The organism is Acinetobacter sp. Swhac1, from assembly GCF_013390985.1.
Lineage (GTDB): Bacteria > Pseudomonadota > Gammaproteobacteria > Pseudomonadales > Moraxellaceae > Acinetobacter > Acinetobacter towneri.
Genome location: NZ_JACASN010000016.1, coordinates 20,662 through 43,232 on the forward strand (window position 1 = coordinate 20,662; position 22,571 = coordinate 43,232).

Below are 22,571 nucleotides of genomic sequence, written 5' to 3' on the forward strand. Positions count from 1 at the left end.
CAGAGCATGCGTGATACCCAACCAGATTTCCAAAGTGATGAGTTTTTATTAGACCATTATGTGGGCAAAACCCCATTGGTGCGTTTGCAGCGTTTGGCTCAACATACGCAGGCAACGGTTTTGGCAAAACTGGAAGGGAATAACCCTGCGGGTTCGGTCAAAGACCGTCCTGCCTATAACATGATTATGCAGGCAGAAAAACGCGGTGAAATTCGACCAGGTGATACTTTAATTGAAGCAACCAGTGGTAACACAGGCATTGCTTTGGCAATGGTAGCAGCCATGCGTGGTTATAAAATGCAGCTGATCATGCCTGATAATATGAGTCAGGAGCGTAAAGATGCTATGCGGGCTTATGGGGCTGAACTGATTGAAGTGACCAAAGCCCAAGGCATGGAAGGTGCACGTGATTTGGCTTTGCAAATGCAACGTGAAGGCAAAGGCTTGGTGCTGAATCAATTTGGTAATCCTGACAATGTGCAGGCACACTATCTGACCACGGGCCCTGAAATTTGGCAGCAAACGGGTGGAAAAATCACTCACTTTGTCAGTTCTATGGGTACCACAGGTACCATTATGGGCGTGTCTAAATATTTAAAAGAACAAAACCCAGATATTCAAATTATTGGTTTACAGCCTTCCGACGGTTCAAGCATTGCAGGTATCCGTCGCTGGCCTGAAGCCTATTTACCGACTATTTTTGACCGTAGCCGTGTTGATCGTATTATTGATATTCCGCAAATTGAAGCTGAAAAAACCATGCGCAAACTGGCGCAAAAAGAAGGCATCAGTGCGGGAACATCTTCAGGCGGTGCGGTATGGGCAGCTTTAAAAATTGCCGAAGAAAATCCAGATGCAGTGATTGTTTGTATTGTTTGTGACCGTGGTGATCGTTATTTATCGACAGGTTTGTTCTCTGTTCAAGATACTGAATCGTGATATTCATTTTTCTATCACCCATTGAGTAAGATTTTATGCGTTTACCTGTGCTGATTTTCGATATAGAAACCGTTACCGATTTGAAGTCAGGCGCGCATTTATATCAACTTGATTTACCCGAAGCAGAGCTTGAACAAGCTTTAATGAAGCTGCGTCGCCAAGAAGCGGGCACCGATTTTCAGCGTTTGCCTTTGCATGAAATTGTATGTATTTCGGGCCTGTGGATTGATGAACACGGCATGAAGCTGTTTTCCTTTAGCCGTGAACACGACAGCGAAGCGACAATGCTGAAAAAGTTTTTGTCTATTTTTGATAAGCGTCATCCGACTTTGGTCAGTTGGAACGGTTCGCAGTTTGATTTGCCAGTGATTTTATTCCGCGCCATGTATCACGGGCTGTCTGCACCAAGTTTATTTGATCAGGGCGAGATTGATCAGCAAAAGCGCTATAACAATTATCAAAACCGTTACCATCAGCGTCATGTCGATTTAATGGATGTGATGGCAATGTTTAATGGTCGTCATTTTCAAAAGTTGGATGACATTGCGTATTTGCTAGGTTTTCCGGGTAAACGTGTAGATGCGGGCTATCATGTTCCTGCATTTATGCAAAGCGGCGAATGGTCAAGGCTGACGCGTTATTGTGAAGGCGATGTCTTAAATACTTGGTTGATTTATTTGCGTTGGCTGCTGCTCAAAGGGCAATTGCTGCTTGAAGAGCATACTTTATGGGTACAGCATACCATTCAATATTTGCATACTCAGCCGCAGCATGCAGACTTTTTAAGCGTGTGGCAGCACAGTTCGCAGCAAACTGAATTTACCCGTACAGATTTTCCTGAACAAAGTGTCACCACGCCTTCAAATGAATCCGTGATGCCTTTTCAATCTTCCCCATCTTCCGATATTTAGACTGATATGAAACATCGCAGTAAAAACCGTACCACGCAGCAGGCTGAATATTGCTTTCAGGTGGAATCGTTGTCACATGAAGGGCGCGGGATTGCACACTACACAGCTCAGTCGGGTCATCCAGCCGAGAAGCAGGGGAAAACAGTTTTTATAGAGGGCGCATTGCCTGGTGAAACAGTACGCGCCAAAATTACGCATAGTAACAAACGCTTAGAAGAAGCTGAGTGTCTAGAAGTACTGGGTGAGCCTTCGGCATTACGGGTTACGCCACAATGTCCACATTATCAGCGTTGCGGTGGTTGTAGCATGCAGCATATTCAGTTGGATGAGCAGATTCATCTCAAACAACAGGTGTTGCAGTCGCATCTGCAACATTTTGCGCAAATTCAGCCTGAAGAATGGTTAGCGCCTTTGCGTTCACAGCGTGAAGATTATCGCCGTAAAGCCCGTGTTGGGGTGTGTTATATTGCCAGTCAAGACAAATTGGTGGTCGGTTTTCGTGAGCGTAATAGCAATAAATTGACCTCAATTGACCGCTGTATGGTGTTGGATCAGGCATTTGGTTCGTTAACACGAATCAAGCAGCTACTCCAAAGTCTAACAGGCAAAGCCCATATTGGTCATATAGAATTGGCAATGGGAGATCAAGAGATTGCTTTGGTGGTAAGGCATACAGAACAACTATCTGCAGCCGATATCAACCAGTTACAGCAGTTTGCGTTACAGAAACACTGGCAATTGTATTTGCAGCCTGAAGGTCCAGACAGTTTGCATCGGGTTGATGATCCGCACGCAGCAATGCGTTTGCATTATCGTTTAGATGATTTTGATGTGAATTTTGGCTTTCATCCCCAAGACTTTACCCAAGTCAATTCTACAATTAATCCACAAATGGTTAAGCTGGCATGTGATTTGCTTAACTTAAAATCAGGTGATCGGGTGCTTGATCTGTTTTGTGGATTAGGCAACTTTTCATTGCCGCTTGCACGTTGTGTAGGTGCAACAGGAAAGGTGGTTGCTGTAGAGGGTTCAGAGCAAATGGTGCAGCGTGGTGCAGAGAATGCACAACGTAATGATTTAGACAATGTTAAGTTTTATTCACAAGATTTAACAAAAGATTTTTCGCATCATTCTTGGGCAAATCAAGGATTTGAGGCATTATTAATTGACCCTCCGCGTTCAGGCGCAGAGGAAGTGATGTATTATGTGCCCAAATTTGGCGCAGATAGAATCGTTTATGTGTCTTGTAATCCAGCCACACTCGCAAGGGATGCAGGTGTATTGGTCAAGCAGGGCTATCAATTGAAAAAAGCAGGCGTGATGGATATGTTTCCGCATACGGGGCATGTCGAATCCATTGCCTTGTTTGAGAAAGAAAAGCAAATAAACGATTTATAATATGAAGTACATAGAGGTAGGAGAAGGGTATGGTCACAGTACGTGAACAACTTCCTGGACGTTTAAATGAACTGTCTGAGGAAACGACTGTAGAACATGCCGAGCAAGCCCGACAGGATTTAGCAGAATGGCTAGACCGAGTACGCGGGATTTACGATGGGGCGGCACTTGAACAATTAGAACGCGTTGCCAATTACACCCTGAAAAAAGAGCTGGAAACAGACGTCAGTCATCCATCGCATACCTTATATACAGGTATTGAGATGGCGAATATTTTAGCGCACTTGCATGTCGATGAAGACACTTTGTCTGCAGCCATGCTCTATCGTAGCGTGCGTGAAAATGTCATGCAGTTAGATGAAGTGCGTGAAGAATTTGGTGAAGCAGTTTATGGCTTGATCAAAGGCACCTTGTCGATGGGTAAGTTGTCTGAACTGATTGAGAAAAATAAGCGTTTAGAAGACCATTTTAATAATAACCAGCGTGAACATTTAACAGGCATTTATAAAATGCTGATTTCCATGACGGAAGATGTGCGCGTGGTGCTAATTAAACTGGCAGAACGTACCTATTCATTACGTGAGTTGGCAACCGCTTCCAAAGAACGTCAGGAGCGTGTGGCGCGAGAAATTTTAACCATTTACTCGCCATTGGCACACCGTTTAGGCATTGCCCAACTGAAATGGGAACTCGAAGATTTAGCCTTCCGTTATTTGGCGCCAGACCGTTATAAAGAAATTGCGACGTTACTGAATGAAAAGCGTTTGGAGCGTGAAAACTACATTCAAAACGTAATTGAGCAATTGCGTACAGAGCTGGGCAATAATGGTATTCATGCCGAAATTAGCGGGCGGGTGAAACACATTTATTCGATTTATCGAAAAATGAAGAGTAAAAACCTCAGCTTCGATCAGCTCTATGACATTCGTGCTGTACGTGTTTTGGTGAAAACCATTCCAGAGTGTTACCACTCTTTGGGCATCGTACATCAATTGTGGCGGCATATTCCGCACCAGTTTGATGATTACATTACCAATCCAAAAGCCAATGGTTATCGCTCATTGCATACTGCCGTAATTGCAGAAAACAAGTCGCTTGAAGTGCAAATTCGTACCCTAGATATGCACGAAGAAGCCGAGCTTGGGGTATGTTCACACTTTAATTATAAAGAAGGTTCTAAAGCCACAGACCATTCGTTTAATCATCGTTTACATTCTTTGCGTTCTGTTTTGGAGCATTATCAGGAACGTAACGATGCCAGCGCACATAAAGAAGATGATGATTCTGAAAATTTTGAACAAATCCAAGAGTTTGAAGATTTTGAGAAAATTTATGTGTTCAGCCGTGATGGTGATATTAAAGAATTGCCACGTGGCTCAACGGTGCTGGACTTTGCTTATCATGTGCATACCGAAGTCGGCAATAAATGCTATGCCGCACGGGTCAATCAGCGCTATGTGCCGCTCACCTATACTTTAAAAACAGGCGAGCAGGTCGAGATTTTGACCAAAAAAGACCGTGAACCGAACCGTGATTGGTTGGTGAATTCTTTAGGTTATATTAAGACAGCACGTGCGCGCGATAAGCTGCGTCATTGGTTTAGACAGCAAGACCGCAGTAAAAATCTGGAAGTTGGGCGTGAAGTGCTCAATAAAGAATTGTCACGTTTGGCGATTCATCCAAAAAGTATTGATTTAAATGATTATTGCAATCACTTTAACGTCAAAACAGGTGAAGACATTCTGATTGGTTTGGTGAATGGTGATATTAGCCTGCATGCCTTAATTAATCAGGTCAATCGTCACATGCACTTAGATCAGGATGAACCTGAACTGGTGTTGAAGCCAACCTTGAACCCACGTGCCAGCCATACCTTATCGGCACATGGCATTTTGATTGATGGTTTGGATAACGTTGAACTGCATATCGCACAATGCTGTCAGCCTGTGCATGGTGAAGCGATTGCGGGGTATATTACCCTGAACCGTGGTGTGAGTATTCACAAAGTGGCGTGTTCGGACTATGTGCGTATGATTGGCAACGAACCTGAACGTGCGGTAGAAGCCGATTGGGAAATGCAGCCAACCCGTGGTCAAAGCGTGCAAATTGTGGTGGAAGCCTATGACCGCCGTGGTTTGCTCAAAGACTTAACCCAAGTGATTTTTGCCGATCAAATTAACATTCGTCAGGTGAATACTATTTCTGAAAGTGATGGTATCGCCAATATGAAATTGTTAATTGAGGTTAAAGGCTTGGCGCAACTTTCTCGTTTGTTGGCACGTTTAGAGCAGCAACCAGGGATTATCAGCGCACGTCGTTTGGTGCAAGGCAGCTAAGCGAGCACGCTTTAAAAAACCAGCATGTTTGCTGGTTTTTTTCTATCGTATTTCAGCCAAAATGGAGAAGGGCGGATGAATAAAACACCTAAAAAAATTTGTGTGAATGTTAGCCGCATTCAGCAGATTTTTAGTCCCGATCCAAGTGCTGTACGCAGTGAACAGATTCAACAGCAAAAACAGGCTATTTATCGGCATCGGAATCAATTGCTTTCTGGATACTTAGAACACGATATTCAAAACAGCGATATTGAGCGTAACCCACATGGCAAGCCATTTTTGACAGCATTCCCTCAATTGCAGTTTAACCATAGTCATAGCCGTCAGCATTATGCTTTGGTAAGCAGTTTTGAATTGCTCGATGTTGGCGTAGATGTCGAGGACTTAGACCGTAAGGTGCGTTTCGATGCCTTGGCACAACATGCGTTTCATCCCAATGAACTCCAATACTGGCAAGATTTGGAACACGACGCTGATTATTGGTTTCGTGTCTGGACAACTAAAGAAGCAGTGCTGAAAGCATCAGGTTTAGGGATTCGTTTAAGCCTGAATGAGTTGGATACTCGTATGCATCCCAATGCACAGGGCGGCATTTGTCATCATCCACAGATTGGGCATTTTGCCTATCAAAACTTTCGTTTATCAGATTGTATGTTGACCGTAGCATGGCGAGCAGCGCCATCTTGCGTAGGCTTTCAATTTCCACAGATTCATATTATTCAGCATTAACATCGCAACGTCAGCGTAAATATCGCAATGCTAAGGCACAAAAAAGCCTATCCGAAGATAGGCTTGAATGTTGGTGTCAGCAGAAATGCATTAAGGAATTTCTTGCTCTTCACCTTCAAATTCAGGTTTGACTTGAACAATGAAGTCCTGACGGTTCAAACCGCGCCATAAGGCAAAGGCTGTACCAATGTAAATAGATGAATATGTTCCGACAAAGACACCCACAAACATCGCAATCGAGAACCATTTCAGACCATCACCACCCATGAGCATCATCGCGACTACAACCAATAATAGGGTCATAGAGGTGTGAATGGTACGACGTAAAGTTTCTGTCAGCGCAATGTTTACCACTTCAAGTGGTGTTGCACCACGGATTTTACGGAAGTTTTCACGAATACGGTCAGATACAACAATGTTATCGTTGAGTGAGAAGCCAATAATCGCCAATAACGCTGCCAATACAGTCAGGTCAAATGGCCATTGCATCATGGCAAAAATACCCAGTGTCACCACAATATCGTGGAACAATGACAGTACCGCACCCATTGCCAGTTTGAATTCAAAGCGAATGGTGACGTATACCAACATCAATAACAGCGCTAAAGCTACAGCGCCCGCAGAACGTACGTACAGCTCATTACCGACTTGACCACCAACCACATCTACCTTTGGCACAGTTGCCGTGTTATTTGGTAGTTGTACCGCAGCAGTAATTGCTTTGGTTAAGTCTTCTGCTTCAACATCTTCTTGCACAGGCATACGTACCATTAGGTCGCGGTCTGAACCAAGCGTTTGTACCACAGGGTCGTTAAAGCCTGCTTTGACCAATGCGTTAGAAACATCAGTGGCTTTTACAGGATTGCTATAGTTGAGTTCTGCCGCAATACCGCCAGTAAAGTCCAAACCTAAGTTTAAACCTTTGGTGGCAATGAAGAAGATACTGGCGACCGTTAATAGAATAGAAAGCAATGCCGCAGGCAAAGCAATCTTCATAAACGGAATCACGCGCTCATCATCAGGGCGACCGTATTTTTTTGAAGGCAGTTGAGTATTCTCAGTCATCAGTGATCTCCTTAAATGCTCAACTTTTTCAAGTTACGTTTTTTGCCGTAGATGATTTGTACAATTGCACGGGTCACTGTAATTGCAGTAAACATCGAGCAGACAATACCAATCATGAGCGTCACAGCAAAGCCTTTGATTGGGCCTGTACCAATCGCAAATAGAATGAATGCCACCAAAAATGTGGTTAAGTTCGAGTCGAAAATAGTGTTATACGCTCGGTCATAACCTGCCACAATGGCTTGTTTGGGCGAGGCGCCCCACTTAATTTCCTCTCGTATTCGCTCACAAATCAAGACGTTGGCATCCACCGCCATACCAATGGTAATTACGATACCCGCAATACCAGGCAAGGTGAGTGATGCACCAATCCAAGACATGACGGTTAAAATCATGGCTAAGTTAAACACTAAAGCGAAGTTGGCAATCAGACCAAACAGACGGAAGAACACCACCATCCAGATTGCGACCAAAATGAAGCCAATCTGAGTCGACAAGACACCTTTATCAATGTTTTCTTGACCCAAGCTTGGACCAATCACACGTTCTTCAACAAAGTACATTGGCGCTGCCAAGGCACCTGCACGAAGCATCAAGGCCAATTCAGAGGCTTCTTGTGGGGAATCTAGACCTGTAATACGGAACTGCGAACCCAATACCGCCTGAATGGTTGCAGCATTAATGACGACAGATTCGGTGTACGGGGTACGCACTTCAGTTTGTGTGCCAGTTTCATCGGTCACATAGCTAATACGTTGTTTATTTTCAATAAACAATACCGCCATACGTTTACCCACAGCGTTACGTGTCGCATCTGCCATGAGTTTACCGCCCGCAGCATCAAGGGTAATGTTAACTTCTGCACCGCCTGTATCTTGGCTAAAACCACTCGACGCATTTTGAACACGCTCACCCGTTAAAATACGGCTGCGGTTCAATAATAATTGGCGACCACTGTCCAAAGATTCAAAGGCAAACGCTTCTGTGCCAGGTGGTACTGTACCTGTAGTCTGACCTGTGTACGGATCAATATATTGATCATTTAAGTCAGACACCAAACGGAATTCGAGGTTCGCAGTACGACCGAGTACACGCTTCGCTTCAGCAGTATCTTGTACGCCTGGCAATTCCACTACAATACGGTTGCTACCTTGAGTTTGTACCAAAGCTTCAGCCACACCTAACTCGTTAATACGGTTACGTAAAGTAGTTAAGTTCTGATTGACCGCATACGACTGAATTTCCTGTTTACGGACATCGGTATAGTTCAGACGTAAGCTAGAGCCTTCTGTGGTGGCTACAGCTTGCTGTGTGTATTCATTGCCGTTACGACGCAAGAAATCCATCACTGCATCACGGTCTGCATTATTGGCAAACTGTAGGGTGATGGTGTTGTTATTCAGCGAAAGGCTATTAAATTTCAGCTTGTTGTCACGCAATTGACGGCGTAAATCGGTGGCTGAAGTTTCCATACGCTGGCTGATGGCCTTGTCCATATCCACTTCTAATAAGAAGTGCACACCACCACGTAAGTCCAGACCGAGTTTCATTGGTTTTGCACCAATTTTTTGTAGCCATTCTGGTGTGGTTGGCGCAAGGTTCAGTGCCACGACATAGTCATCACCTAAACCGCGACGTAAAGCTTCTTTGGCTTTGAGTTGGGCTTCTGAGGTGTCTAAACGCAACAATGCAGCATTGTTGGTAAAGCTGTTGTCATGACTGGCAATATTTTCTGATTGTAAAATTTGCTCTGCTTTTTGTATGATGCTTTGATCAATTTGGGTACCAGCTTTGGCACCTGAAATTTGAACAGCAGGTTCATCTGGATACAAGCTAGGCAGGGCATATAATGTACTCACCACAAGAACAACGAGGATGAGCAGATATTTCCATGCTGGGTAACGCATTTATTTTCTTCTTAAAATGAAAAAGTCGTGCGTGAGCACGACTCTTTTTGATTAGAGGTTGTTTAATGTGCCTTCAGGAAGAACTGAAATGACACTCGCGCGTTGTACTTTTACTTCTACACCACGGTTCAGCTCTACCACTGCAAAATCACCTTCAATTTTCGTGATTTTACCCATAAGACCACCTGCGAATACCACTTCACTGCCTACGCCCAAGCTTTCAATCAGTGTACGATGCTCTTTGGCACGCTTTGATTGTGGACGCCAAATCAGGAAGTAGAAAATTGCAATGAAGACTGCAATCATTAAAAGGTTAGCCACAAGGCTTGGTTGTTGTGCAGCTTCACCTGCTGCGTGAGCGGTCGAAATAAAAAGGCTCATTTCATTTTCCTAAACTAAAAACTGGCGATCAGTGATCTGATAATAAATTGGGTTTGTTCTGCAATTTACCTTGTCTTTTTACTCAGCGCAAATACTGAAAAGACTAATCTTCAGGACAAGGCGGTACTTCTAGGCCACGACGGGCATAAAAGTCCTGTACAAATTCATCGAAAGTGCCGTTATCTAAGGCATTGCGAATATCTTGGGTAAAGCGTTGGTAATAACGTAAGTTATGAATAGTGCCCAACATTGACCCCAACATTTCGCCACATTTTTCTAAATGAAACAAATAAGCGCGGGTAAAGTTCTTGCAAGTATAGCAATCACAATGTGGATCGAGCGGGCTTTGGTCATGACGATACTTACTGTTACGAATACGCACCAAGCCATCGGTTACAAAGTAATGACCATTGCGCGCATTACGGGTTGGCATCACGCAGTCGAACATATCGACGCCACGACGAATTGCTTCCACAATATCTTCTGGCTTGCCGACGCCCATCAAATAACGTGGTTTATCTTCTGGCATTTTAGCTGGCAAATAATCCAGTACTTTGATCATTTCTTCTTTCGGTTCACCCACCGAAAGACCGCCAATGGCATAACCATCAAAACCAATTTCAAGTAAGCCGTTTAAAGATTCAACACGTAAATCTTCGTACATACCGCCTTGAATAATCCCGAACAGCGCGTTGCTGTTTTGTAGTTCATCATGGTGATGTGTTTTACAGCGTTTTGCCCAGCGTAAAGACAATTGCAAAGATTTTTGTGCTTCTTCATGCGTTGTAGGATAAGGCGTACATTCGTCAAAAATCATCACGATGTCAGAGTTCAAAGTTTTTTGAATTTCCATCGAGATTTCAGGCGAAAGAAAAACCTTTGAGCCATCAATAGGCGAACGGAAGGTCACACCTTCTTCTTTAATTTTACGCATTGCGCCTAAGCTAAACACCTGAAAGCCACCAGAGTCAGTCAAAATAGGCTTATCCCATTTGATGAATTCATGTAGACCGCCGTGTTGCTGAATCACTTCTAGCCCTGGACGCAAATATAAATGAAAGGTATTGCCTAAAATAACCTGTGCCTGAATTTCTTCAATATCGCGTGGCAGCATGCCTTTGACTGTGCCATACGTCCCCACAGGCATAAACACAGGGGTTTCTACCACACCATGAGCAAGTGTTAAACGACCACGACGGGCGCGCCCCGACTGACCTAATTTCTCAAACTTCATATATGTTCCAAATCAAGGCGAAAAAACAGTTCGCTGATTGTTCATGCTAAAAGTGCACTATTTTCCTAGATTCTGCACGGAATTGCCAGTTGAGATACGTTTTCCTTGGTAAAAATTGCGAGTAAATATTTTGTTTAAATCCACTGCGTTTACATGGCGTAAAATTGCTGAATACGTTGGGTAATTTCTTCTTTATGTAAGGCAAACTCCCCTTGTTCATGGTTGTCCATTGCAGCAACGTGCTGAATTAAACGCTGAATATATAAATTACTGTCAATAAAACTCGGTTCTAATGTGAGCAAATAGGCTTCATGTGCAATGCTCAAATAATCATACGGTTCCACTTCTAAAAGTTGTGCCAGATCAATCAGCAAGTCTTTATCCACTTGTTGTAGTTTGAGCTTGGGTTGTGCGGTGGATTGTTCCATCGTGGTTTGAGGCGCTTTGTTGTGCAGGAATTCATCGAGCAAAGCACTTGGAGCGTTTAGAAATTGCGCTGAGTGGATTTCTACATCGACCTGTTTGGGCACATGAATAAAAAACAGAATTTGGCTTAAATCTAAGCCATAAGCGCCCGATAAAGATTGTTTAGCCTGCTGAAATATATCCAGTAAAAGTTCAAGATGGTTGTATTGCAGCGTGTCATTGGAATTCAGCAGAGGATTGCCATAGATATGTCGCTGTTTAAAATAATCTGCAAAAATATTTTTAAATTGATGCAGACCGCTAGAATTGTTGGCTTGAGTGCGATAACGCCATTTTTCTATATTCCATTTATTTACTTCAGATAAATATTGTGCTTCATCTTCCTGTTCATTAAACAGGCTGCGTTGGCTTGAAACAGCTAAATAATCGACCCCAAGATATTCATTAAAGACCAGTACACAGGCATAAATTTGGTCTTGTTCATATTGCTCATAGAGTTGGAAAAACTCTTGAATGAGGGTGTTTTTCAGGTTCTCAATATGTTCTAACATTTTATCGGCTTACTTTTTATTTTGGGATTTATGTTTTGAGCAATTGTTGTTTATATTTTGCTCAACCTCATGATTGTGTCAAAGCTGAGAAAAATGTCAATAAGACAAAACAAATTGTAGTCAAAGCTCACTTAAGTTGTTAAATTGTAATTAAAATCAATTCATAGAGGTGGGCTATGAGTGAATTAAACAGTGCACTAAAAGAAGACCAATTCTATAAAAAACTTTTGGAAACCACGAATGCAATTCCGTGGCAGATTAACTGGAAAACCAAAGCTTTTAGCTATATTGGCCCACAAATTGAGTCTTTACTGGGTTGGACGCAAGACAGCTGGAAAACTGCACAAGATTGGATTGATCGGATGCATCCTGAAGATCGGGACAAGACCGTGAATATGTGTGTGAGTCTGTCCGATCAAGGCACAGACCACGAAGCGGATTATCGTGCCTTAACCGCTACAGGAGATTATGTCTGGATTCGTGATGTGGTGCATGTGATTCGTGAAAATAACGAAACTGTGGCGATTATTGGGTTCATGTTTGATATTTCTGCGCGTAAACAAATGGAGTTGGAACTCGAAGCGTTGAGTCGCAAAAATCTGGCTTTGAGCTTACAAGACCCGCTGACCTTGGTTGCCAATCGAAAGGCGCTCAGTGAGCGTATAGAAAACGAATTTAAACGTGCTGTGCGTCATCAACATGCATTGTCTCTCTTGTTTATCGACATCGACCATTTCAAGCCTTATAACGACAATTATGGACATTTACAGGGTGATCATTGTTTGATTAGTGTGGCGCAGTTGCTTAAACAACACTTTGCTCGTGCATCTGACTTTGTGGCTCGCTTTGGTGGCGAAGAGTTTGTGGTGCTGTTGCCTGAAACACCATTGGCAGATGCTGTACAACTTGCTGAAAACTTTAGACAGGCAGTATATGCGCTGGAAATTCCACATACCAAGACAGGGGAGATTACCCAAGTCACTGTGAGTATTGGCGTAAATAGCTATCATCAAAATCAGCAATATCACAATGTGGTCGACTTTCTGCATTCAGCCGATGAGTTGTTGTATCTAGCAAAAAACAAGGGACGCAATCAGGTGCAGTATTTGACACAGTCTTGTGTTTAGTCGAAATCTGAAAAAACAGCAAGCTTCGTGCTTGCTGTTTTTATAAATAATTTCAAAGGAGCGGCTTAGAATTAAATGGCTTAAAAGTTTGGACGATAATCAAAACTTTGTGCTGCACTGTTGTCCCGAAAGGCGCGCACAGGTTTTTTCGCTGTGGTTGCAGTGTTAATCATGTTGTTGGGAAAGACCTGAATATAGTTATTAAACAACTCGACATTGCGGTTATAAATAGTAATCGCAGCACCGACATTTTCGTTCTGCTCATCAATTTCATGCATCATTTTTAAATATAGTTGGTCGGCTTTGAGTTCAGGGTAATTTTCGACCACCACATTTAAGCTGCGCATCAATTCTTTGCTCAAGGCTTCAACACGTTGTAACTGACTCACATCGGCATTGTTGATGTTCAGGTTCATAATATTTTGGCGTAGTTCAGTCACTTTTTCTAAAGTGCCTTTTTCCATGCCTGCATATTGTTCGACCACTGGTGCAAGTTCTTCGAGCGTTTTTAATTTCTGTCGTTCAAAACTGGTCACATCTGCCCAAGCGCGGATGGTGGCGTTGTGGTGGCGTATGATGTTGTTACGAATCATGATGCCCAGCATCACCAAGACGATGACAACCAAAAGAAAAATTGCGATACCCATGTTTTGCCCCAAGACGATTTTCTTAGTCCAGAAAATCAATCAAATCTGTCTGTAATTGTTCTAAATAAGGTAATTTAAAAGTGCGTAAGTGTCCACGCAATGCGGAAATATCTTGAATATTTTTTGCTTTACTGGAAATTTCAAACAAGTTGCGATTACCTAAAAAACAGAGCGTGTTCCGCTCAGGGTGAAATAACAAATCACCTTGCTGATGCTGAAAAAAATCATCCAGTTTTAACACCATTGCAGGGCTGAGCGTACGCGCCAGTTGAATTGCATCACTGCCAAAAAAGTTGAGTTTTTGATTCAGACAAATATCACTGGTATGCCACGGCACATGATAAGGCGCACCAAAGGTTTTATTGTTTGAGGTAACGGCTAAACCTTGTAGCTGCACATCAAAGACAAATACGCCCGATAAATGTCGCACCACTTCACGTACTTTGTAGTCATTGCCATTTTGATCTTTAATGCGGGTTTCACTGACATAGCGATATTCAAATACCAAAACCTGATGCTGCTTGCCTTGTTGATCTTGCCAAACTGTACTGGCGTAGCGGCGAATTTCATTGGACAGATTCCCCAAATTAAATAAAGGGAACAGACTTTTTAAATGGGCAATCAAATAAACGGATTGTAGGGTTCGGGCAAGATGTTGCGGTGGTTGCTGCCATGCCAGTTGATAGCGTTGAGCAATGCTTTCTTGTTCTAAAAAAGTGATGACTTCTTCAATGGGGTCGTCTTGTTCATAGGTAATAAATGCCCAGAAGATGCAGCCCAACCCAATCAGCAAGCAGAGTTGCAGCCAAATGTTACTCGGTTGAATCAAGAGCAATAAACAGAACAACACACCAATAATGCCAAGCAAAACAGGCAAAACATTTTCAAACTTGAGGGTGATGTCATCTTGCCAAGGGTGCAAGCCATCCAAAATATCTTGATGGCTTTGCGCTTTTTTTCCAATATCCCATAACCGCGCGATATTACGAAATACCCGCTGATTCTTCTTGCGTCGAATATGAATGGAGTGTTGCACGGTATCGAGCGGCATGGTGGTTTCTTTTACAGTTTGAAAATTAAGTTTGAGCTTGATCAATCAGCATGGCATCGCCATAACTAAAGAAACGATAGCGTTCAGCCACAGCATGTTGATACGCCTGCATGACATTTTCACGGCTTGAAAGCGCAGATACCAACATTAATAAGGTGGATTCAGGCAAGTGGAAATTGGTAATCAAACGATCCACCACTTTAAACTGATAACCTGGGTAAATAAAAATTTGCGTATCACCCGACCAAGCCGCAAGTTCGCCTGAATGGGCTTGAGCTGCACTTTCCACGGCACGGGTAGCAGTTGTACCCACTGAAATAACTTTATTACCTCGTGCTTTGGTTTCACGAATCAGCGCTACGGCAGCTTCAGAAACTTCACACCATTCACTGTGCATGATGTGATTGGCAATATCATCGGTACGTACAGGCAGGAATGTACCTGCGCCCACGTGCAAGGTCACAAAGGTTTTTTGAATGCCTTTATCTGCTAGCTGTTGCAGTAAGGCTTCATCAAAGTGCAAGCTGGCAGTGGGTGCGGCAACACTAGCGAGTTTTGTTGGGTCGTTAAATACGGTTTGATAACGCTCGGTATCAATCGCTTCTGCTTCGCGGTTAAAGTAGGGTGGAATCGGCAACTGACCGTAGGCATCCAATACGTCTAAAATAGGCTGCGAAAACTCGACAATAAATAAGTTTTCATGGCGACCTTGTACGGTCACTTTTACGGCATCAGGCCCAATAAACAGTTCTGCACCAGCTTTTGGTGAGTTGCTGGCTCTAATATGACAATGAGCAATAAATTGATCTTGCAGACGTTCAACTAAAACTTCTACTGCACCGCCTGTGGCACGTTTACCTTTAAGACGCGCTTTCATGACTTTGGTATCGTTAAGTACCAGTAAATCGCCCGCTTCGAGTAAATTCAGTAAGTCGGTAAATTGATGGTCATGATACTGACCTTGAGCATCAAGATGCAGCAGACGAGAGGCGCTACGACTTGCTAGTGGGTAACGAGCAATGAGTTCATCGGGGAGATTAAAATTAAAGTCAGAAAGCTGCATGATAAAAACAAGTTAGAACACTGGGAAAACTGCGCCTAGTATATGCTTTTTTAGGTTTTATGGATGAAATTGGTCGATTATAAATCAAAAAAATGACAGCTGATTTAATTTTAAACAATTGCAAAAAACTTGCGTTGACAAGCTGTCAAAAAAGTTTATTATACCCATCAACACCTACCCGAGGTGGTGAAATTGGTAGACGCGGCGGACTCAAAATCCGCTGTCAGAGATGACGTGTCGGTTCGAGTCCGACCCTCGGGACCAAGATTTAGAATATTAATATTCTCCAAAGCCCCAAGCCTTATAAATCAAAGGCTTGGGGCTTTGTCGTTTCTGGTGTTTATGTTTTTTTACGGTATTTTCCGTGATTATTTGGTATATGTTTCCACCCGTTTTCCACCCGCTTTGGGTGATTGCTTAAGGAGCATTTTGTAGATGAGTATTTCTATTTATCAGCGGCCTAATAAAAAGTGGAAAGCGGACGTTGAATTAAATGGTGTGCGAAAAACAAAGACGTTTGAAAAGAAAATTGATGCCACGAATTGGGGTAGAGCTACTGAACGTGATTTGATTTTAAACGCAGCCACAGAAGCTGCTATCAAAAAAAAGGTGGTGCTGACTGTTCGGGAGGCTTTGCAACGTTATAGTGATGAAGTTTCTATTTATAAAAAGACGGCAAAAAAAGAACGTCAGCGCATCGTTTATTTAAAAGAAGCTTTACCGAATGTCGATTGGCCATTACATGCCTATAAAAGTGAGTTCATTAAGCAGTGGGAAGATTCGGTTATGAAGAGATCTATACGGCCTCTGAAGGCTTCCTCTGTATTACGTGATTATTCTTTACTGTCCGCATTTTTCAATTGGTGCAAGCTTGATAAAAGATGGATTGATTTTAACCCTGTCGAAGAAATTCGGAAGCCAAAGAAACCAGACCACCGCGAAAGACGCATAGAAGAGCATGAGTTAGAAAAAATGTTGGCTGCTTTTAAGTATAAGCCTGGCATGATACCTCACACAAAAATGCAGGAAGTAGCTCTTATTTGGTTGATTGCCTTGGCTACGGGGATGCGCTCTGGTGAGATCACGAATTGCTTGCCACAGGATGTTGTATTGTTTGGTCGATATATTCAGCTGTCTGATACAAAGAATGGTTCGGCACGTAAGGTACCTTTAGATGATTTTGCTTTGCATTTGTGGTCGCTGGCTTTAAAAATTGATCGTAAGGGGAGTCCAAAGGTCTTTACTGTTAGTGATGCTACACGTGATAGCTTATTTAGAAAGGCGCGTACACAGGCTGGTCTAGAACATGCAGACCTTACTTTTCATGATTCACGTCATGAAGCGGCTTCACTTATGGCCAGACGAATTAAAAATGCTCTGACTTTATGCAAAATTTTTGGATGGAAGGATCCAAAACAAGCGTTGACCTATTATAACCCTACCAATGATGAGATCCTGGATGAGCTTAATCAAACTGCAGGATTAAGTGGGTTATTGGCATAAGTATATTGGTCGTATCGGAATGTGGTGATAAAGGTAAGTCTGTTGATTTATAGCTTTATCATATTAATTTTTATAAATTTTATTTGAGTGCTTGTTGGTAATTATTTGGTAACTCAAAAGGTAATAAAGCCACCTTGCGGTGGCTCTATCTTAGTTGTAGCAAATATTTGTTTTATCAAATGCCATTCCAAAACGTATGACATCGGTGGCTTTCCAACGTGACACTGTGCGATCGCCAGAGGCAGATGTTGGTAGTTCACGGCTTGGGGGAAAATCATCATTACTGATAATATTCCGTTTTGTATAGTCCAATGAATATTTGAAGTACTGAGCAATGTCATGTTCATCCCAAAGTTGGTATTCAATTGGGATAATTGGCTTTGCTTCAATTTGCTTCATTATTTTGAGCAGTATTTTTTCTATAAGTGAATCAGTATTTATCGTCATGGTACATCTCACATAGCATTGGCTTGAGGGGTGCCATCAAGTGACTGAAGCATATTGGCTCTAACTTCAGTGACGTAGCGTTCTTGTCGGTTCTGGTCTGTCCATTTTCGAGTGTGCAACGAACCTTCTATGTAGACTTTTGAACCTTTTTTTAGAAATTGGCAGGCAATTTCCCCTAGTCGATTATTTGCGACAATTCGATGCCACTCTGTATTTTCTATCCAATCACCAGTACGTTTGTCCTGGTATTTGTCAGAGGTGGCAATTGAAAATTGGGCATAGGATCCACCGTTTGGAAAATGCTTTGAAATAGGATTTGCACCGACCATGCCGACCAAAATGACTTTATTGACTCCTTTCATGATTTTGTTACCCTTTAAATAGATCAGCTTGGCTAGTTTTTGCTTTGAGGCCATAATTTTGAAGTTTTTGTTCTAGCATTTCGGTGAAAACCTGTTTTTCATTCCCTATGGCCATTTGACGCATTTTCATGATTTGCATGAGTTCGGTATGTGTAGATTTTTCTTTAATGGCAATACCATGTGTTTCATAGTCATGTAAAACTTTTGCCCATTCAATTTGTAGTTGGAGCAATTGTTCTGCTGCATTGATGTTGCCTTTAGCTTTCATCATGTTGGTATTGATACGTGCTAAATAGATATAAATACGATCAAAACGAATACAAAGAACTTCTGAAAGGTTCACACTAGTGTGACCTTCGATGTCAAAATTCTGTAGTTTTAGGCGTTTTGTGCCATATAAAATGGCATTATCGCCTTGTTCTATGGTTACTTTGGCTCTTCTCCAAACATTGCCAGACACTTCAATGAGTGGTTTAGCTGGGATATATTTTGTATTGTCATGGGTGATAATATGTAAGGTAACACCATGAAAATAAATGATGTCAGTGATTTTTGCGGTAGAATCATTTTGCATAATTGCGCTCCAGTAGTTGTGTAGCACATACAGAAGCGGTAACTTCTGTATGTGTGTTTTGATTTAAAGTTGTTGAAATAAATGGTTGTAGAATTTATAGCCATGGATGTTTATTCCTAATTTTGCAAATAATAAGCATTGATTGTCATAATCAAGTTGATTCAATGCCCATGAAAAAGTTTCATATTTATTATTCATTTCAGATAATCGATAAATCTTTTCCTGAATGTATCCTTCATCATTCGGGAACTTCTCGCGTAGGACTTCAATGATTTTTTGACCGACATAATCTAAGTCTTGTTGATTGGCCATAAGTATTTCCTTGTCATCAATAAAAGGTAGTAGGGAAGGTGGTGCTATGTAGGCATTCATCATGACTGTGCTACTCCATAGCTCGGGTTAGAGAAAATCCAACATTTGACTGTGCGACGCTTATCTACCAATTCATTGTCGGCATTTAAGTTTTTAACAGCATCGGTTGGATAGCGGTTTGAGCTAATCGCTCGGTTAGATTCTATAAATTTGAATTTTTGTGATGTTTTAAGTAGGTTTTTCATCACGGTAATTTCTGGTAGTTTTTGGAACTGCTGAGCAGCAACCTTATAGACTTCGTTTAAGTTGATTGCGATGGTCTGGGCATCATGGTCATGATGATTAAGGCTGAATTGTGGGTTTCTGCCACTTTGTAAATATTCAAAAGCTTCCCAGAATTGTTCAACTTCTTGACAGTCGCCATTTAATTGATCGACACGTTGTTGAGCCATGTCCATTAGCATTTCTTGTGCTGTAGCGACTTCTTCATAATCCAGATGGCCATTCAACACATGCTCTGCGATCGCTTCAATAAGAGCAGCGACTTGTGCATGACATAAAGCAATACGTGTATGTGTAATACCTACGCTGTGATACTGGTCTTCAAGGCTTTTTAGACGTTCTTGATATGTTGTAAGGATCTCATTTTCTTTACGTAGGCAATGCGTCATGTAGGTACATGCTTCTTCAAGCTCAATGCGGTCGAGTGCGTCGACTATGCGCTTGGTTTCTAGTGACTGTCCCTTGCGGTCAAATGAAAGGTGTAATGTACGAGTCAAAATTGCTTCAGATGCAGCAATTGCACTGTTCTGTGAAATCATAATTGCACCGCGGAATGGTGGTTCATACGTTTCATTACCTGCAGTCTTTAGACCTTTACTGCGAATTGCACGACCGTTAAAAGCATCTTTGAGTTCATCCCAACTGAACTTGGCTTGTTTTACAGCATTGCCTTGAGCATCGTTACGGTCACCTTCAATCAACACAACTGGAAGGTTTGAGATTTGGGCAAAGTTGCGGTAAACCGCGACGTTGGTAGATTTGTTAGCATCAAAGCCTTCATAGTCTTTTCGACCGCTGAGTTTCCATAAAAACTCAATTAAGCGTGATTTACCTGCGCCCGCTTGGCCAATAATTTCAATGAATGGATATGAACTATGCATAGCGCGGATTTGTTCAGCAAAGTAAGTTCCTGTCCACCATGCCAGGGCAATTAATCCTTTACTGCCACGTACACGGTAAAAGTCTTTCCACCAAAAGGGTTTAAATTCTTTTTTCGGGTTTAATGTAATGACAGGGGACTTCGCCAAGCTCTTGAGTTCAAGGCGCTTAATTTTGAAGTAATCATGTTCATTAATGGGGATAACTTGACCGTTATGCACAGCATGTTTTGGAAAAATATAGGTTTGGTATTCACTGGAATAGCCAATAAAATCTGTGGTTTTAACTTCTTTTAATCGCTCCGTTTTGCGTTTCATAAAAAATTCAAGCTGTTGATCGGTGCCAGTCCACATAGCACCTGCCATGATTTCCATGGTGGCATCTTTAAACTTGCTACGGCTTCCTATTTGGCTTGGGGTAAATTGGGTTTTCTTTTCTGCCCACTGGCTTTGCACATTGAAGTAATACCAAGCTTCGCCAGTAATTTCGTTGCGTTCAAAGTACAGTGGTTCAATCTGTGCGTTACAGATTTCGGTCACTGCTGCACAGTCACGTAACGCTTGTTCACGTTTCTGTTGATCAAGTAAATCGTCAAAACTTGGATCTTCTTCAATCTGATTCATACGCTTGGCATATTTGTCGTAATCCAGATTGAACCAGTAAAGACGGAAATTGTGATTAAAGAAAAAAGTCTTGGTACGACCTTCTTTAAAGTTGTAGATGAGCAACCCAGCCTGTTCGGCAGTTTCAGCAATGTGCAACTCACCATAATGACGATACTTCGCACGTTCTTCACTGTGCAGTAGATCGTGCATAAACAAGTCATTCCAGTCTAGGTTTTTACCTTTGACTTGATGCGGTGGTAGAGCAGCTGTAGAAGCCCACTTTTCTTGAAGTGCGCGTAAGTGAAATTTTTTAATTGCATCTTTGCCTGCTTTGTCATTGTCAAATGCCCAGATCAAGCGTGGCTTATCTTTTTTTAGTTCGTGGCAACGGTCTGCAATCTGTTTAAGTAAAACAGTTGGATAGTTGCCCGTGGCCATTGTGGCAATAGCTAACTGTCCAGATTGGATTAGGGCAATTGCATTGAAAATACCTTCCGTGATCCAAAACGAAGGTGCATTGCAGAGCGTATCTAAGTCATGCATAGACCAAGACAAGCCTTCATATTTTCCAATGAAGTTTGCTTTTTGACGACCAAAGCGTTCTGGGCGGTCTATGAATCGTTCCCAATAAATTCCATCTGCTAATTTGAAGCGGACAGTACCGGTATAAAGTCCAGGATATTTATGTTCGTTACTGAAGGTGTCCTGTGTATATAAACCTTTGAGCGGTGCAAGATCAAAACCACGGCCATGACGTAAGTATGCATCTGCTGCTGCATGTGGGTTGGTTTCTGTTTTTGGAAACTCTTTAGACCAATCCTTGAATAAGTCTTCGCAAATATCTTTAACATGCTCTTCATAGCCACAGTTATTTAAACGACTACATTTCACAACACGTGGGGTGTGTGCATGTGTATAGCATTCTTTTTTACTGCATTGTGGGCAGATGCCGTGACGATACCATTCCCCAACTTTTTTAAACTTAAAAATTTGGTTTAGACGGTCATCTATGCGTCTTTGTATGTCTAACATTTGAACCCCGTCAAAAAATCGACCATTGTTTGAAATTGTGAAAACTGTTGTGAAGTTTGTAGCTTTTAAAGCAGGTTAAAACTGCTTTGATTACAATCGCTCATCCACAGATGAAGCCAATTCTGGGCAGTGCTTTAGAAGGAATTCACGGATGAAAACAGCGGGCTGTTTTTTTTGTTCAAACGCTAATTTGCGAAGTGTTTCAAACTGAGGTTCAGTCCAACGAACCATAGTGGTTTGTGTGTGACGTTGTTTTGTTTGATCAACTGGCGTGTTCATGTAAAATCACCATAAATAGTTACTTGGATGCTCTGTAACTCTAATTTAGTACCATTAATGATGATATTCAAGTGTTATTTTAGGAAAAAGTATGAAAAATGATGATTTTTTAAATCGTGGGGAGCGTTTAAAGGAAGAACGTAAACGATTAGATATAAAAACACAGGATGAGCTAGCTGAAATTTTAGGGGTAAAAAAGAATTCTGTAGTGCGTTATGAAAAGCACAATGACCCGCTTACAACTGACCAGTTGGACAAGTTGGAAGATCATGGTTTTGATATTGCTTATATTTTGTGGGGCAAGCAGGAAATTATACAAAATGAGCTTTCAGAAGAAGAAAAGCAGTTAATTGAGTTTTATCGCTGTACACGTTCAGAAATGCGCACTGCTTTGATTTCATTAGTTAAAACTTACGCAGAGCAGTTTAATACGAAATAGTCGTTCATTTGCGTTGTGTGAACATTAGTTTATACTTAACATATAAAAGCGTATCTAAAGAACTTAGATACGCTTTGTTGTCTTTGTTAAAT

Annotated in this window: 22 protein-coding genes and 1 tRNA gene; 9 read left to right on the forward strand and 14 right to left on the reverse strand. The window is 42.0% G+C overall.

All coding sequences use genetic code 11. The features are described from left to right. The first annotated feature begins 6 nt into the window (after nt 1-6). The 5 genes from cysM to HX743_RS09520 all read left to right on the forward strand — a co-directional run bounded on the left by cysM (nt 7) and on the right by HX743_RS09520 (nt 6,313). Nucleotides 7-939, forward strand: a complete 933-nt coding sequence (gene cysM, locus HX743_RS09500) for a cysteine synthase CysM (RefSeq protein WP_178319080.1) — start codon at nt 7-9, stop codon at nt 937-939. A 35-nt stretch (nt 940-974) separates the two neighbouring features. Beyond that, entirely contained in the window at nt 975-1,850 is an 876-nt protein-coding gene (locus HX743_RS09505) for a 3'-5' exonuclease (RefSeq protein WP_004974933.1), read from the forward strand. Between the two features lie 6 nt (nt 1,851-1,856). Then, nucleotides 1,857-3,248 carry a 23S rRNA (uracil(1939)-C(5))-methyltransferase RlmD gene (gene rlmD, locus HX743_RS09510; protein ID WP_178319081.1) on the forward strand — a complete coding sequence of 464 codons (1,392 nt, stop codon included), beginning with the start codon at nt 1,857-1,859 and terminating at the stop codon, nt 3,246-3,248. 29 nt (nt 3,249-3,277) lie between these two features. Further along, a complete protein-coding gene (locus HX743_RS09515; protein ID WP_004974935.1) occupies nt 3,278-5,584 on the forward strand; it encodes a bifunctional (p)ppGpp synthetase/guanosine-3',5'-bis(diphosphate) 3'-pyrophosphohydrolase in 2,307 nt (768 codons plus the stop codon). Between the two features lie 75 nt (nt 5,585-5,659). After that, nucleotides 5,660-6,313: a 4'-phosphopantetheinyl transferase superfamily protein gene (locus tag HX743_RS09520; RefSeq protein WP_096902676.1), complete on the forward strand. Its 654-nt coding sequence runs from the start codon at nt 5,660-5,662 to the stop codon at nt 6,311-6,313. Between the two features lie 90 nt (nt 6,314-6,403). Here HX743_RS09520 and secF read toward each other — a convergent pair whose 3' ends face one another. The 5 genes from secF to HX743_RS09550 form a co-directional block, all read right to left on the reverse strand. Further along, nucleotides 6,404-7,381, reverse strand: a complete 978-nt coding sequence (gene secF / locus HX743_RS09530) for a protein translocase subunit SecF (protein WP_171525035.1) — start codon at nt 7,379-7,381, stop codon at nt 6,404-6,406. 8 nt (nt 7,382-7,389) lie between these two features. Continuing rightward, entirely contained in the window at nt 7,390-9,285 is a 1,896-nt protein-coding gene (gene secD / locus HX743_RS09535; RefSeq protein ID WP_104852524.1) for a protein translocase subunit SecD, read from the reverse strand. Nucleotides 9,286-9,336: 51 nt separating this feature from the next. Continuing rightward, on the reverse strand, nt 9,337-9,666 hold the full coding sequence (gene yajC / locus HX743_RS09540; RefSeq protein WP_004974939.1) for a preprotein translocase subunit YajC: 330 nt from the start codon (nt 9,664-9,666) through the stop codon (nt 9,337-9,339). A 103-nt stretch (nt 9,667-9,769) separates the two neighbouring features. Continuing rightward, on the reverse strand, nt 9,770-10,900 hold the full coding sequence (gene tgt / locus HX743_RS09545) for a tRNA guanosine(34) transglycosylase Tgt (RefSeq protein ID WP_178319083.1): 1,131 nt from the start codon (nt 10,898-10,900) through the stop codon (nt 9,770-9,772). Nucleotides 10,901-11,049: 149 nt separating this feature from the next. Next, nucleotides 11,050-11,877 (reverse strand): DUF4303 domain-containing protein, encoded by an 828-nt coding sequence (locus tag HX743_RS09550; RefSeq protein ID WP_177156027.1) that lies wholly within the window; start codon nt 11,875-11,877, stop codon nt 11,050-11,052. Between the two features lie 176 nt (nt 11,878-12,053). Here HX743_RS09550 and HX743_RS09555 point away from each other — a divergent pair, with 176 nt between their 5' ends. Continuing rightward, entirely contained in the window at nt 12,054-13,004 is a 951-nt protein-coding gene (locus tag HX743_RS09555; RefSeq protein ID WP_178319084.1) for a sensor domain-containing diguanylate cyclase, read from the forward strand. A gap of 80 nt (nt 13,005-13,084) precedes the next feature. Here the strand turns inward: HX743_RS09555 and HX743_RS09560 are convergent, their stop codons facing one another. The 3 genes from HX743_RS09560 to queA are packed head-to-tail and all read right to left on the reverse strand — an operon-like array spanning nt 13,085 to nt 15,765. Further along, on the reverse strand, nt 13,085-13,651 hold the full coding sequence (locus HX743_RS09560) for a LemA family protein (protein WP_104852521.1): 567 nt from the start codon (nt 13,649-13,651) through the stop codon (nt 13,085-13,087). Between the two features lie 22 nt (nt 13,652-13,673). Beyond that, on the reverse strand, nt 13,674-14,702 hold the full coding sequence (locus HX743_RS09565) for a hypothetical protein (protein WP_178319085.1): 1,029 nt from the start codon (nt 14,700-14,702) through the stop codon (nt 13,674-13,676). A gap of 25 nt (nt 14,703-14,727) precedes the next feature. Further along, on the reverse strand, nt 14,728-15,765 hold the full coding sequence (gene queA / locus HX743_RS09570; RefSeq protein WP_178319086.1) for a tRNA preQ1(34) S-adenosylmethionine ribosyltransferase-isomerase QueA: 1,038 nt from the start codon (nt 15,763-15,765) through the stop codon (nt 14,728-14,730). A 177-nt stretch (nt 15,766-15,942) separates the two neighbouring features. On the opposite strand from queA, the gene HX743_RS09575 reads away from it, so the two are divergent. Both HX743_RS09575 and HX743_RS09580 read left to right on the forward strand, forming a co-directional pair. Beyond that, a tRNA-Leu gene (locus HX743_RS09575) sits at nt 15,943-16,029 on the forward strand. 171 nt (nt 16,030-16,200) lie between these two features. Continuing rightward, complete coding sequence (locus tag HX743_RS09580; protein ID WP_178319087.1) at nt 16,201-17,268, forward strand: site-specific integrase; 1,068 nt, start codon at nt 16,201-16,203, stop codon at nt 17,266-17,268. Between the two features lie 150 nt (nt 17,269-17,418). Here the strand turns inward: HX743_RS09580 and HX743_RS09585 are convergent, their stop codons facing one another. The 6 genes from HX743_RS09585 to HX743_RS09610 form a co-directional block, all read right to left on the reverse strand. Then, on the reverse strand, nt 17,419-17,715 hold the full coding sequence (locus HX743_RS09585) for a hypothetical protein (RefSeq protein ID WP_178319088.1): 297 nt from the start codon (nt 17,713-17,715) through the stop codon (nt 17,419-17,421). 8 nt (nt 17,716-17,723) lie between these two features. Next, nucleotides 17,724-18,077, reverse strand: coding sequence for a single-stranded DNA-binding protein (ssb, locus tag HX743_RS09590; RefSeq protein WP_178319089.1), 354 nt, complete (start codon nt 18,075-18,077; stop codon nt 17,724-17,726). Nucleotides 18,078-18,084: 7 nt separating this feature from the next. Continuing rightward, on the reverse strand, nt 18,085-18,651 hold the full coding sequence (locus tag HX743_RS09595; RefSeq protein WP_178319090.1) for a hypothetical protein: 567 nt from the start codon (nt 18,649-18,651) through the stop codon (nt 18,085-18,087). A 63-nt stretch (nt 18,652-18,714) separates the two neighbouring features. Then, the gene (locus tag HX743_RS09600) at nt 18,715-19,026 is read right to left on the reverse strand and encodes a hypothetical protein (protein WP_250316221.1); all 312 of its coding nucleotides are present in this window, start codon (nt 19,024-19,026) and stop codon (nt 18,715-18,717) included. Then, complete coding sequence (locus HX743_RS09605; RefSeq protein ID WP_178319091.1) at nt 19,023-21,761, reverse strand: toprim domain-containing protein; 2,739 nt, start codon at nt 21,759-21,761, stop codon at nt 19,023-19,025. Before HX743_RS09605 ends, HX743_RS09600 begins: the two co-directional genes overlap by 4 nt. A 90-nt stretch (nt 21,762-21,851) precedes the next feature. After that, the gene (locus HX743_RS09610; RefSeq protein ID WP_178319092.1) at nt 21,852-22,040 is read right to left on the reverse strand and encodes a hypothetical protein; all 189 of its coding nucleotides are present in this window, start codon (nt 22,038-22,040) and stop codon (nt 21,852-21,854) included. A gap of 91 nt (nt 22,041-22,131) precedes the next feature. On the opposite strand from HX743_RS09610, the gene HX743_RS09615 reads away from it, so the two are divergent. Further along, nucleotides 22,132-22,479 carry a helix-turn-helix domain-containing protein gene (locus HX743_RS09615; RefSeq protein ID WP_178319093.1) on the forward strand — a complete coding sequence of 116 codons (348 nt, stop codon included), beginning with the start codon at nt 22,132-22,134 and terminating at the stop codon, nt 22,477-22,479. Nucleotides 22,480-22,571: the final 92 nt, after the last annotated feature.

Excerpts from the sequence above, each read along its gene's own strand:
- cysM (WP_178319080.1), top strand. The coding sequence starts at position 7 with ATGCGTGATACCCAACCAGATTTCCAAAGTGATGAGTTTTTATTAGAC.
- HX743_RS09505 (WP_004974933.1), top strand. The coding sequence starts at position 975 with ATGCGTTTACCTGTGCTGATTTTCGATATAGAAACCGTTACCGATTTG.
- rlmD (WP_178319081.1), top strand. The coding sequence starts at position 1,857 with ATGAAACATCGCAGTAAAAACCGTACCACGCAGCAGGCTGAATATTGC.
- HX743_RS09515 (WP_004974935.1), top strand. The coding sequence starts at position 3,278 with ATGGTCACAGTACGTGAACAACTTCCTGGACGTTTAAATGAACTGTCT.
- HX743_RS09520 (WP_096902676.1), top strand. The coding sequence starts at position 5,660 with ATGAATAAAACACCTAAAAAAATTTGTGTGAATGTTAGCCGCATTCAG.
- secD (WP_104852524.1), bottom strand. The coding sequence starts at position 9,285 with ATGCGTTACCCAGCATGGAAATATCTGCTCATCCTCGTTGTTCTTGTG.
- yajC (WP_004974939.1), bottom strand. The coding sequence starts at position 9,666 with ATGAGCCTTTTTATTTCGACCGCTCACGCAGCAGGTGAAGCTGCACAA.
- tgt (WP_178319083.1), bottom strand. The coding sequence starts at position 10,900 with ATGAAGTTTGAGAAATTAGGTCAGTCGGGGCGCGCCCGTCGTGGTCGT.
- HX743_RS09550 (WP_177156027.1), bottom strand. The coding sequence starts at position 11,877 with ATGTTAGAACATATTGAGAACCTGAAAAACACCCTCATTCAAGAGTTT.
- HX743_RS09555 (WP_178319084.1), top strand. The coding sequence starts at position 12,054 with ATGAGTGAATTAAACAGTGCACTAAAAGAAGACCAATTCTATAAAAAA.
- HX743_RS09560 (WP_104852521.1), bottom strand. The coding sequence starts at position 13,651 with ATGGGTATCGCAATTTTTCTTTTGGTTGTCATCGTCTTGGTGATGCTG.
- HX743_RS09565 (WP_178319085.1), bottom strand. The coding sequence starts at position 14,702 with ATGCCGCTCGATACCGTGCAACACTCCATTCATATTCGACGCAAGAAG.
- queA (WP_178319086.1), bottom strand. The coding sequence starts at position 15,765 with ATGCAGCTTTCTGACTTTAATTTTAATCTCCCCGATGAACTCATTGCT.
- HX743_RS09580 (WP_178319087.1), top strand. The coding sequence starts at position 16,201 with ATGAGTATTTCTATTTATCAGCGGCCTAATAAAAAGTGGAAAGCGGAC.
- HX743_RS09585 (WP_178319088.1), bottom strand. The coding sequence starts at position 17,715 with ATGACGATAAATACTGATTCACTTATAGAAAAAATACTGCTCAAAATA.
- ssb (WP_178319089.1), bottom strand. The coding sequence starts at position 18,077 with ATGAAAGGAGTCAATAAAGTCATTTTGGTCGGCATGGTCGGTGCAAAT.
- HX743_RS09595 (WP_178319090.1), bottom strand. The coding sequence starts at position 18,651 with ATGCAAAATGATTCTACCGCAAAAATCACTGACATCATTTATTTTCAT.
- HX743_RS09600 (WP_250316221.1), bottom strand. The coding sequence starts at position 19,026 with ATGATGAATGCCTACATAGCACCACCTTCCCTACTACCTTTTATTGAT.
- HX743_RS09605 (WP_178319091.1), bottom strand. The coding sequence starts at position 21,761 with ATGTTAGACATACAAAGACGCATAGATGACCGTCTAAACCAAATTTTT.
- HX743_RS09610 (WP_178319092.1), bottom strand. The coding sequence starts at position 22,040 with ATGAACACGCCAGTTGATCAAACAAAACAACGTCACACACAAACCACT.
- HX743_RS09615 (WP_178319093.1), top strand. The coding sequence starts at position 22,132 with ATGAAAAATGATGATTTTTTAAATCGTGGGGAGCGTTTAAAGGAAGAA.